At 75.8% G+C, this 347-nt stretch carries 1 protein-coding gene; it reads right to left on the reverse strand.

Annotated elements, in window-relative coordinates; translation table 11 throughout:
* A partial coding sequence (locus tag FLQ44_RS16490) for a tetrahydrofolate dehydrogenase/cyclohydrolase catalytic domain-containing protein (protein ID WP_276607868.1) occupies nucleotides 1-257 on the reverse strand: 257 nt, incomplete at its 3' end.
* Between the last annotated feature and the right edge of the window lie 90 nt (nucleotides 258-347).

The following is a 347-nucleotide window of genomic DNA, read 5'->3' on the forward strand; positions in this document are numbered from 1 at the left end:
GGATCGGCGTTGAGCCGCGCGACCTCGGCCAGCAGCGCCGCCTCGCTCACCGTCCCGGGCAGGTGGATGGTGGCGCTGTCGAAGCCGGCCTCCCCGGCCGCGCGGTCCTTGTTGCGGACATAGACGCCGGAAGCCGGGTCCTCGCCCACCCGGACCACGCGCAGCCCGGGCCGCCAGCCCAGCGCCGCCACGCGCGCCGCGATGCCGCGCCGCAGCTCGGCCCCGATCGCCTTGCCGTCGATGATCGTGGCGGTCATGCCAGCAGGGTCCCGATCCTGTCGCCGAGGCCAGCCGGGTCGCCGACGATGCGAAGCGTCTTGAGGCGGGAGGCGGCGCCCGAAGCCACG

This window comes from Vogesella mureinivorans (genome assembly GCF_007644035.1).
In the GTDB taxonomy this organism is placed as follows: Bacteria; Pseudomonadota; Gammaproteobacteria; order Burkholderiales; family Chromobacteriaceae; genus Vogesella; species Vogesella mureinivorans.